This window comes from Thauera butanivorans NBRC 103042 (assembly GCF_001591165.1).
GTDB lineage: Bacteria > Pseudomonadota > Gammaproteobacteria > Burkholderiales > Rhodocyclaceae > Thauera > Thauera butanivorans.
This window is the reverse complement of record NZ_BCUG01000002.1, coordinates 208,155-218,573: the sequence shown is the minus strand read 5'-3', so window position 1 is coordinate 218,573 and position 10,419 is coordinate 208,155. Positions and strand designations below refer to the sequence as shown.

The window sequence follows — 10,419 nt, the reverse complement described above, 5'->3', positions numbered from 1 at the left end:
GGGGCGGGGGCAGCGGCGACCGGAGCGACACACTTGTCCTTGGCGACGATGTCGCTGTCGCATTCGCAACCAGCCGGGAACTCGCCGGCCATGGCGGTCGAGGCAGCGGCCGGCGACCAGTAGCCGGTGCGCCAGCACAGACCGTTGGCACTGCGGGCGACGACGTTGCGCGCATCGATGACGTAGGGAATCTCGCCCTTGCCATCGACCACGACGTCCTTGACCTGCGCGAAGGCGCCGGGAGCGGACAGGCCGATCGACGCGATGGCGGCCAGCATGAGCATCTGTTTCTTGGTTTGTTTGATCATGGTTTCCTCTTTGAAGGGCGAGTCGCCGGAATTACCACTGCAACGAAAGGTGAAAACGGCTGAAAAGCCGGATTCGTGTCTGATTCCTGTCGAGTTTGAGCACTCTATCCAGTTCAATTAGCGAGCCTAGTGTGCCATAGCGATGCGATCCTGAGCAATTCTTTGTCGTTAATTTGCAACAGCGAAACACCTTTAGCCACGCGGGATTCGCCGTTTACCCACACATGCGTGACGTGCTCGCGGCCGGCCACATAAACCAGATGGGAGACGGGGTCGAAGCAGGGCTGGGAGAACGGGCCGCCGAGGTCCACTGCGCACAGGTCGGCGGATTTTCCCGGCGAGATCGAGCCGATTCTGTCATCGAGCCCGAGCGCCCGGGCACCACCCAGCGTGGCCATGTGCAGCGCGGTGTGGGCGGGCAGCGCGGATGCGTCGAGCGTACTCGCCTTGGCGAGCAGGGCGGCGTGACGCATTTCCTGAAACAGGTCGATACGGTTGTTGCTGGCCGCACCGTCGCTGCCGAGGCCGAGGCGGATGCCGGCCGACAGCAGGCGGGTGGCCGGCGCAATGCCGCTGCCGAGCTTCATGTTGGAGGTCGGGCAGTGGGCGACGCTGCAGCCGTGGTGGGCCAGCAGCTCGATGTCGGTGTCGTCCAGATGCACGGCGTGCACCGCGATCAGGTTCTCGCCCAGCACGCCCAGCCGCGCCAGCCGGGCGAGAGGGCGCATGCCGTGTTCGGCCATGGCGTCGCGGATTTCGGTGACGGTTTCATGGACGTGGGTATGAATGGGCAGGTCCAGTTCGTCGGCCAGCGCCCGCACCCGCTGGAAAGTGGCATCGGACACCGTATAGGGCGCGTGGGGCGCGAGCGAGAACGAGATGCCCGGATGCCCGCGCCACGCGTCGCGGACGGTGAGGCCCTTGCGCAGGTAGTCGTCGGCATCGCTTGCCCAGGGGGTCGGAAATTCGAGTACGGTGAGGCCGACCACGGCGCGCATGCCGGCGGTGGCAAACGCTTCTGCCGCGGCATCGGGATAGAAGTACATGTCGTTGCAGGTCGTGATGCCGCCGCCGAGCATTTCGGCGGCGGCCAGCAGGGTGCCGTCGCGGACGAAGGCGGCGCTGACATGGCGGCTTTCGGCCGGCCAGATCGCTTCCTGCAGCCAGCGCATCAGGGGCAGGTCGTCGGCAATGCCCCGCATCAGGTTCATCGCGGCGTGGGCGTGGAGGTTGACCAGGCCGGGGATCAGCACATGCTGCGGCAGTTCGACCGTCGTGCCGGCTTCGTAGCGCAGACGCGCTTCGTCGAGTGGAAGCACCGCGAGGATCAGGCCTGCGTCGACGGCGACGGCGTGGTTCTCCAGCGTGATACCGGCCGGTTCTACCGGAACGACCCAGCGGGGAGTGATCAGGAGATCGATCCGTCGTTTCACGTGTCACGCTCCAATGGAATGAGCTGAAATTCAGCAGAGGGATTCAATCCTCGCTTGGACGCCGCCACGATTCAAGCGCAATCGCGCCCGATCGGAGCCCATTTGCGCGGCCTTCTTCCGTTCGTGCCACAATCCGTGCCGTCTGTCACGGTTTGCGGCGCGCCGTCCAGGTTCGCCATCGCCCAACTATGAGTCGTATCCCAGAGACAATCGGCAAATATCGCATCCTGCGCGAGATCGGACGCGGGGCGACGGCAGTCGTTTACCTCGTCGAGAGCCCCGACCATCCGCAGCCTGTGGCATTGAAGCACGTGCGTTTCGACGACAAGGCGAAGGACGAGGCGAAATGGAACCGCCGCCTGCTGAAGCTGCTCAAGGCCGAGCGGGCGGTGTCGTCGCGCCTGAACCATCCGCACATCATCCGCATCTTCGATGCCTCGGTCGAGCCCACCGAGGCCTACGTGGTGATGGAGTATTTCCCCGGCGAATCCCTCGAACGCTACTGCAGCTTCGAGAAGCTGCTGCCGATCCATCGCACGATCGGCATCGTCTTCAAGTGCTGCATGGCGCTGGACCACGCGTTTCGCCAGGGCATCGTGCATCGCGACATCAAGCCGGCGAACATCCTGGTCGATGACCAGGACAACGTGAAGATCACCGATTTCGGCCTGGCGATGAACATCAGCAAGCGGGTCGATACCGACTCGACCTTCATCATGGGGGTGGGCTCGCCGGCCTACATGAGCCCGGAACAGATCAAGGGCTACCCGCTGAACCAGAAGACCGACCTGTATTCGCTGGGCGTGCTGCTGTTCCACATGCTGACCGGACGGTTGCCTTTCCGCGCGAGCAATCCGGCACAGCTCGTCTACAAGATCATCAATGCCGATCCGCCGCAGGTGTCGCAGCTCAACCCCGACGTGCCCGAGCAGATGGATGCGGTGATCCGCAAGGCGCTGGAAAAGGATCTCTATTCGCGCTATCGCAATGGCGCGGAGTTCGCCAAGGATCTCGCCGCGGTGCGCTACCAGATCCTCGACGAGAATTACGTGCCGCCGGACATCAGCCGTTTCATGCAGCTCCGCAAGCTGGCGTTCTTCACCGAATTCGAGGACGTCGAGCTGTGGGAAGTGATGCGGATCTCGTCCTGGCGCAAGGTCGGGCAGCATACGTCGCTGGTGAAGGAAGGCGACAACGACCAGCGCTTCGGCATCGTCCTCGACGGCACGGTGGAGCTGTCGGTCGAAGGACGGCGGGTGATGGAGCTGGGGGCGGGCGAAGTGTTCGGCGCCCAGGCCTGGCTGGACCAGCTCGAACATCGGCACATGCTGTCGGCGGTGTCGCTGACGCCCGTGAGCTATCTCGAAATCAACCCTTCGGCGCTGGCGCTGGCCAGCGAAGAGGTGCTGGAGTGCTTCCGCCGCGAGCTGGGCACGGTGATGGTCCGCCGCCTCGCCCAGATTGCGAAGCTGCTGTCCACGGGCGGGCCGCCCGCGGTGCGCGGCGATTTCACCGCCACCGGCGGACTCGACCTGCAGTTGCTCGAACCCTGATCAGCTTTCCTGCCGCGCAGGGCCGGCGAGCCAGTTGCCCAGGTGATCGACGGCGAGCCCGGCCAGGGCCTCGATCCAGTCCGGTCGCTCGTTGAGGCAGGGAATGTAGTGGAAGCGCTGGCCGCCGCGGCCGAGAAAGGCGTCGCGGCATTCCATGGCGATTTCCTCCAGTGTCTCCAGGCAGTCGGCGATGAATCCCGGGCACAGAACGTCGACGCGGCCGACACCCTGGGTGGCGAGCGCTTCGAGCGTGGGCTGGGTGTAGGGCTGCAGCCATTCGGCTTTGCCGAAGCGCGACTGGAAGGTGACCATCGCCCGTTCGGGCGGCAGGCCGAGCGCCTCGGCGAGCAGCCGGCCGGTGGTCTGGCACTCGTGGTGATAAGGGTCGCCAAGCTCGATCGTGCGCTTGGGCACGCCATGGAAGCTCATCAGCAGGCGATCCGGTTCGCCGTGCGCGGCCCAGTGCTCGCGCACGCTGGCAGCGAGTGCCTCGATGTAGCCCGGGAAGCCGTGGAAGTCGCGCACGAAGCGGATTTCCGGCTGGTTGCGCATCTTTGCCAGGGCGCGGCCGACGGCGTCGACCACCGTTGCCGTGGTGCTGGCCGAATATTGCGGGTAGAGCGGCAGGACGAGGATGCGCATGCAGCCTCGCGCCTGCATCGCGCGCAGGCGCTCGGCGATCGAGGGTTTGCCGTAGCGCATGGCGAAATCGACATCGACCTCGGAGCGGCCGGCCGAGGCCAGGTGGTCGCGCAGCCGGCTGGCCTGGCGTTCGGTATGGACCATCAGCGGCGAGCCGTCCGTGGTCCAGATGCTGGCGTATTTCTTTGCCGATGCGGCCGGGCGGATGTTCAGGATGATGCCGTTGAGGATGGGCCACCAGACGGCGCGGGGGATCTCGACCACGCGTGGATCGGACAGGAATTCCTTCAGGTAGGGGCGCAGCGCGCCGGCCGTGGGCGCATCGGGCGTGCCGAGATTGACGAGCAGGATGCCGGTACGGGCGGGGGCGTCGTGTGAAGCGGGCGGTTCGGGCCGGTAGCGGGCCATGCTTGTCCTTGTTTGTGGGGCCGGACAGGGCGAAACCGAAGCCCGCCTGGTCCGGAACGGTGTTTCAGGTGTTCGACGATAGCGCGTTGGACAGCAGCCGGGCGGTGATGTCGACGATCGGAATCACGCGATCGTAGGCCATCCGGGTCGGGCCGATGACACCCACCGAGCCGACGATCTGGCCGTCCACCTCGTAGGGTGCCGTGATCACACTGCAGGCGTCGAGCGGCGCGAGACCGGATTCGCCGCCGATGAAGATCTGCACTCCGTCGGCCTTGTTCGACAGTTCGAGTAGCTGCACGAGGCTGGTGCGCTGTTCGAAGAGCTTGAACAGTTCGCGCAGGCGCGACATGTTCGACGACAGGTCCTCGACGTCGAGCAGATTGGTTTCACCGGAAATGACGTAGCGAGTGGCCGTTTCTTCCGCGGCGGCACTGCCGGCATCCACGGTCGCGGTCATCAGTTCGGTCATGTCGCTGCGCAGCTGGCGCAGCTCGTCCATGACGCGGCGGCGGATCTCGTCGAAGGACAGGCCGGCGAAATGCTCGTTCAGGTAGCTCGCGGCGCTGCTCAGTTCACTGGCACTGTAGGCACGGCGGGTCATCAGGATCCGGTTCTGCACGTCGCCGGCGGTGGTGACGATGATCAGCAGGATGCGGTTTTCGGACAGGCTGATGAATTCGAACTGCCGGATGCGGACGGCGTCCTTGCGCGGGGCGACGACGATGCCGGCGAACTGCGTGAGGTTCGACAACAGGTGAGAGGCCGAATTGAGCAGCCGCTGTGGCTGGTCGGGCTGGAGCTGGCCCTTGAGTTCATGTACCCGCGTGGTGTCGAGCGGCTGGACCGTCAGCAGCGAATCGACGAAGAAACGGTAGCCGCGCGCCGTCGGAATCCGGCCGGCGGAGGTGTGCGGACTGGCGATCAGGCCGAACTCCTCCAGGTCGCTCATGACGTTGCGCACCGTTGCCGGCGACAGCTCCAACCCGGAAAAGCGCGACAGCGCGCGCGAACCGACAGGCTGGCCGTCCGCGATGTAGCGTTCGATCAGGGTTTTCAGCAGGATCTGGGAACGAGCGTCTAAGGAATTCATGGCAGACGAAGAATATAGCCCGGATCATCCATCGATGGATATTCCGGATATCTCCCGGTCCCTGCCGCCGGGCTTCGGCGCCGCCGTTCAGTGCTCGCCAAGGTGCTGGCGGGATATGGTTTAATCCGCGTCATGAGCGCCAAATTCCACAACATCGCCCTCGTGGGCAAGTACCAGAGTCCGGACGTGGCCGAATCGGTCATGACGATCGCCCGTTTCCTGCGCGAGCGCGGACGCATGGTGTGGATCGAGCAGGGCACGGCGAGTTCCATCGGCGGCGCGGGCGATTTTCCGGTTGCCGGCTATGAGCGCATCGGCGGCGAAGTCGATCTGGCCGTGGTGGTCGGCGGCGACGGCACCATGCTCCACACCGCCCGCCGTCTGGCCGAGTACGGCGTGCCACTGGCCGGGGTCAATCTCGGCCGCCTGGGTTTCCTGACCGACATCGCGCTGAACGATGCCAATGCACGCCTCGCCGAGATCGTCGAAGGGCGCTTCCGCGAAGAGCTCCGCTTCATGCTCGACGCCGAAGTGCTGCGGGGCGGCGAGCGCATCTTCCAGACGCTGGCGCTCAACGACGTCGTCGTCAATAAGGGCGAACTCGGGCGGATGATCGAATTCGAACTGTCGATCGATGGAGAGTACGTCTATACCCAGCGTTCCGACGGCATGATCGTGTCGACGCCGACGGGCTCCACCGCCTATGCCTTGTCGTCCAATGGTCCCATCCTGCATCCGAGCGTCGACGGCATCGCCCTTGTGCCGCTGTGTCCTCACGCGCTGACGGCACGGCCGATCACGCTGCCGGACAGCTGCCGCATCGACATCGTGCTGCTGCCTCCCCAGGATGCGCGGGTGCATTTCGACGGCCAGGCCCGTTTCGATCTGCGTGCCGGCGACTGCGTGCGCATGACCCGTTCGAGACATGGCCTGAGGCTGCTGCACCCCGAGAGCTACAGCTATTTCGCCATGCTGCGCGAAAAGCTCCACTGGAGTGCCCCGCCGCGGCACAACTGATGCGGGCATCCATGCCGTACCCGCCTCATACCGAGCACTGTCTTCCTCCATTCTTCACTGAGCTGCCATGCTGAGAAGCCTGTCCATCCGCGACTTCGTCATCGTCGACCATCTCGAGCTCGAGTTCGAAAAGGGGTTTGGCGCGTTGACCGGGGAAACCGGTGCCGGCAAGTCGATCCTGCTCGATGCGCTCGGACTCGCATTGGGTGGGCGAGGAGAGGCGGGCATGGTCCGCCGCGATCGCGAGCGGGCCGACGTGGTTGCCGAATTCGACCTGCCGGACGGCGGCGGCTTGCGTGCCTGGCTGGCCGAGCAGGAACTGCCGGCCGAGGACGGGACCGTGCTGTTGCGCCGCACCATCGACAGCAGCGGGCGTGGCCGGGCCTGGATCAATGGCACCAGCGTGACGCTTGCGCAATTGCGCACGGCCAGCGACTGGCTGGCCGACATCCATGGCCAGCATGCCCACCATGCCCTGCTGAAGCCCGAAACGCAGCGCCAGTTGCTCGATGCGCATGCCGATGCCCAGGGACTGGCTGCCGACGTGGCCGAGCGCTATCGGGCCTGGCAGCACATTCTTCGCCTGCGGCGCGAGGCCGAAGCCGATTCGGCCAGTTCGGCGCGTGAGCGCGAACTGCTCGCATGGCAGATCCGCGAGCTTCAGGAGCTCGGCTTCGATGCGGCGGAGTGGGGCGAACTGAACGTCGAGCACGGTCGTCTGGCGCATGCCGCGGGCCTGATGGAGGGCGCGGACGAGACCCTGGCTGCCCTCGGCGAAGGCGAGGTGGCGGTGTGCTCGATCCTGCGCCACCTCGATGGGCGCCTGGCCGCGCTGGCCGACATCGACCCTGCGCTCGCCGATGTGCGGGAGCTGCTGTCGTCGGCGGCGATCCAGGCGGATGAAGCCCTGCACGCCTTGCGCCGCTATCGCGACCGGCTCGACCTCGATCCGCAGCGGCTGGCCGAGATCGAAGGGCGGATCGCGGCCGTCACCGATGTCGCACGCAAGTACCGCGTCGCGGTGGACGAGTTGCCCGAGCTGCTGGCGCAGTGGCAGGCCCGGCTCGATACCCTGGAGGAAACGGCCGATCCGGCACGGCTGGCCGCCGACGAGGCTCGGGCGAGGAAGGCCTTCGGCGAGGCGGCGGCGGCGCTGTCCGCCATCCGGCGTCCGGCCGCCGAAGCCCTGTCTGCGACGATCACCGACGCCATGCAGACGCTGGCGATGGCGGGTGGGCGTTTCGAGGTGGCGCTGGAAGCCTGCGAGCCGTCGTCGAACGGAGTCGAGACCGTCGAGTTCCGCGTCGCCGCCAACCCGGGGCAGTCCTTGCGCAGTCTGGCCAAAGTCGCTTCAGGTGGTGAGCTTTCGCGTATCGGGCTGGCGATCCAGGTCATGACCAGCCGTTCGAGCGATACGCCGACCCTGATCTTCGACGAGGTCGATGTCGGCATCGGCGGCCGTGTGGCCGAGATCGTCGGCAAGCTGCTGGCGAAGCTCGGCGAAGACCGGCAGGTGATGTGCGTGACGCACCTGCCGCAGGTCGCCGCCTGCGCCGACTGGCAGTGGCGCATCGCCAAGCGGGAGCAGGCGGGCGAGACCTTGAGCGAAGTGCAGGCGCTGGACGAGACCGGGCGAATCGAGGAGATCGCGCGCATGCTCGGCGGCGTGAGCATCACGGCGACGACGCGCGAACATGCGGCGGAAATGCTGGGCTTAGCCCCGGAAAAGTAGCTCGCGGCAAGGCGAACCCTGGGAACGGGATGGATTCCCGTGCAGCCCCCGCGGGCGGATCCGCCTGCCTCGTGAGGGGCTGCAACCCGCAAGGCTCTTCGGGGTCTTACGATTCCTTCTGTGCCTGGCCGCTCGGACAGTCTTCCTTCATGCAGTCGCCGTAAAGGTAGAGCGCGTGCTCGCGCAGCTTGAAGCCGCGTTCCTGGGCGATCGCATTCTGCCGCTTCTCGATCTCGGGATCGAAAAACTCCTCGACCCTGCCGCATTGAACACACACCAGGTGGTCGTGGTGGCCGCCTTCGTTGAGTTCGAACACAGCTTTGCCGGACTCGAAATAATGGCGCTCCAGCAGGCCGGCCTGTTCGAATTGCGTCAGCACGCGATATACGGTTGCCAGGCCAATGTCCATGCCGTCGTTCATCAGCGCGCGATAAACGTCTTCGGCAGTCAGATGGCGCTGACCCGAGTTCTGGAAGAGGTCGAGGATCTTCAGGCGAGGATAGGTTGCCTTCAGGCCGATGCTCTTCAGGTTTTTTGAATTGTCGGGCATGAGTCTTCGGGAAAAAAGGCCGTGTGGAGGGCCGGTTGAATGGTGGCAAGCCGCCAGTATGGTGCAGTGCGCCGTGCCTAGCGGCCCTATGTTATATTTTTTGCCCTTTCCTGAGAACCGCGCACCCCTCTCGTGCGCCAACTCCCCCACGGTCTTCCCTACGGGATTTTTCCCCAAGATCCACATGCGCTCCTATTTTTCCGCGGCGGTCCTCGCCACCAGCCTGCTTGCAGGCTGCTCTTTCGATTCCATCGTCGGTGTGGTCGATCCTTACCGGATCGATGTGCGCCAGGGCAATTACGTGGATCAGGACATGGTGTCCCAGCTCAAGCGCGGCATGACGCGCGAGCAGGTGCGCTTCGTGCTGGGTTCGCCGCTGGTGGTCGACATGTTCCGCAGGGACCGCTGGGATTACGTCTATCGCTACAAGCCGGGTTCCGGAGAAGCCGAGCAGCGGGTGATTTCGGTCTTCTTCGTCGACGATCTGCTGGACCACGTCGCGGGCGACGTCCAGGGCGGCAGCGGCGAGGCCGCGGCCCCGGCCGAACGCAGCCGGGTCATCGAGATTCCGCCCGCGACGGATGACTGAGCGCGGCGACCCGGATTGCGAACGGGTTTGAGCATGCCGCTGCTGGCGGCGCAAGGCATTTTTTGAGGATTTTCCATGGCTGACATTCGTGTTGCGATCGCCGGCGCATCCGGCCGCATGGGCAGGATGCTGATCGAGGCGGTGCTGGGGGCCGAAGGCGTCGTGCTGGGTTCCGCTTTCGATCGGCCGGGCACGCCCTTCATCGGCCGCGATGCAGGAGAAATGGCCGGTGTCGTCACCGGCGTCGCGATCGGCGACGACGCGCGCGTCGCGATCGCCGCGGCCGACTGCGTGATCGACTTCACCCGTCCGGAAGGCACGCTGCAGCACCTGGCGCTCGCGCGCGGACTGGGCAAGGCGATGGTCATCGGCACGACCGGCCTCGACGCCCAGGGGAAGGCGGCGATCGCCGAAGCCGCGCGTGATGTACCGGTGGTCTTCGCGCCCAACATGGCAGTGGGGGTCAATGCGGTGTTCAAGCTGCTCGAAGTGGCGGCGCGCATCCTGTCCGAAGGCTACGACGTCGAAGTGATCGAAGCCCACCACCGCTTCAAGGTCGATGCGCCTTCCGGCACTGCGCTGCGCATGGGCGAAGTGGTGGCGCGGGAACTGGGGCGCGATCTCGACGCCTGTGCGATCTACGGCCGCGAAGGGCATACCGGCGAGCGCAAGGCCGAGACGATCGGTTTTTCGACGATTCGCGGTGGCGACGTGGTCGGTGACCATACCGTGCTGTTCGCCGGCATCGGCGAGCGGATCGAGATCACGCACAAGTCCGGCAGCCGGATGCCGTATGCGCTGGGCTCGGTGCGGGCGGTGAAGTTCCTGCAAGGGCGCGAGAATGGCCTGTTCGACATGCAGGACGTGCTGGGCCTGCGCTGAGGCAGGCATGAACGACGGCCGCAGGCAAGGGTGGATGTCTGGCCGGCTGCGATTTCGGCAGCCGGTATGCTGGCAGCAGCGGGGGTGTGCGAGGCATCTGCCGTTTTCCCCGTTTGCCTTCGAAGGGCCGAAAATATACAATTCAACAGTTTATCCAGCGGGATCGGCCCAGAGGCTCGTCCCGCTTTTTTGCACATATCCGGGGCGCGGCC

The 10,419-nt window shown here is 65.4% G+C and carries 9 protein-coding genes and 1 pseudogene; 5 read left to right on the top strand and 5 right to left on the bottom strand.

The genetic code is table 11. The annotated features are described in order from the left end of the window. Both TBU01S_RS01295 and TBU01S_RS01290 read right to left on the bottom strand, forming a co-directional pair. A pseudogene (locus TBU01S_RS01295) lies at nt 1-308 on the bottom strand (OmpA family protein); the annotation flags it as partial. Nucleotides 309-421: 113 nt separating this feature from the next. Further along, nucleotides 422-1,741 carry a TRZ/ATZ family hydrolase gene (locus TBU01S_RS01290; protein WP_068634818.1) on the bottom strand — a complete coding sequence of 440 codons (1,320 nt, stop codon included), beginning with the start codon at nt 1,739-1,741 and terminating at the stop codon, nt 422-424. 188 nt (nt 1,742-1,929) lie between these two features. Here TBU01S_RS01290 and TBU01S_RS01285 point away from each other — a divergent pair, with 188 nt between their 5' ends. Then, the gene (locus tag TBU01S_RS01285) at nt 1,930-3,294 is read left to right on the top strand and encodes a protein kinase domain-containing protein (RefSeq protein ID WP_068634817.1); all 1,365 of its coding nucleotides are present in this window, start codon (nt 1,930-1,932) and stop codon (nt 3,292-3,294) included. Here the strand turns inward: TBU01S_RS01285 and hemH are convergent, their stop codons facing one another. Then, on the bottom strand, nt 3,295-4,344 hold the full coding sequence (hemH, locus tag TBU01S_RS01280; protein WP_068634816.1) for a ferrochelatase: 1,050 nt from the start codon (nt 4,342-4,344) through the stop codon (nt 3,295-3,297). 64 nt (nt 4,345-4,408) lie between these two features. Beyond that, nucleotides 4,409-5,437 (bottom strand): heat-inducible transcriptional repressor HrcA, encoded by a 1,029-nt coding sequence (gene hrcA / locus TBU01S_RS01275; RefSeq protein WP_068634815.1) that lies wholly within the window; start codon nt 5,435-5,437, stop codon nt 4,409-4,411. A gap of 132 nt (nt 5,438-5,569) precedes the next feature. Between hrcA and TBU01S_RS01270 the strand changes: the two genes are divergently transcribed. Together TBU01S_RS01270 and recN are read left to right on the top strand one after the other, a co-directional pair. Then, nucleotides 5,570-6,454, top strand: a complete 885-nt coding sequence (locus tag TBU01S_RS01270; RefSeq protein ID WP_068634814.1) for an NAD kinase — start codon at nt 5,570-5,572, stop codon at nt 6,452-6,454. Between the two features lie 67 nt (nt 6,455-6,521). Further along, a complete protein-coding gene (gene recN / locus TBU01S_RS01265) occupies nt 6,522-8,186 on the top strand; it encodes a DNA repair protein RecN (protein ID WP_068634813.1) in 1,665 nt (554 codons plus the stop codon). Nucleotides 8,187-8,292: 106 nt separating this feature from the next. Here the strand turns inward: recN and fur are convergent, their stop codons facing one another. Then, nucleotides 8,293-8,736 carry a ferric iron uptake transcriptional regulator gene (fur, locus tag TBU01S_RS01260; protein WP_068634812.1) on the bottom strand — a complete coding sequence of 148 codons (444 nt, stop codon included), beginning with the start codon at nt 8,734-8,736 and terminating at the stop codon, nt 8,293-8,295. A gap of 184 nt (nt 8,737-8,920) precedes the next feature. Here fur and TBU01S_RS01255 point away from each other — a divergent pair, with 184 nt between their 5' ends. Together TBU01S_RS01255 and dapB are read left to right on the top strand one after the other, a co-directional pair. After that, entirely contained in the window at nt 8,921-9,325 is a 405-nt protein-coding gene (locus TBU01S_RS01255; RefSeq protein WP_068634811.1) for an outer membrane protein assembly factor BamE, read from the top strand. A gap of 75 nt (nt 9,326-9,400) precedes the next feature. Then, nucleotides 9,401-10,207: a 4-hydroxy-tetrahydrodipicolinate reductase gene (dapB, locus tag TBU01S_RS01250; protein ID WP_068634810.1), complete on the top strand. Its 807-nt coding sequence runs from the start codon at nt 9,401-9,403 to the stop codon at nt 10,205-10,207. Nucleotides 10,208-10,419: the final 212 nt, after the last annotated feature.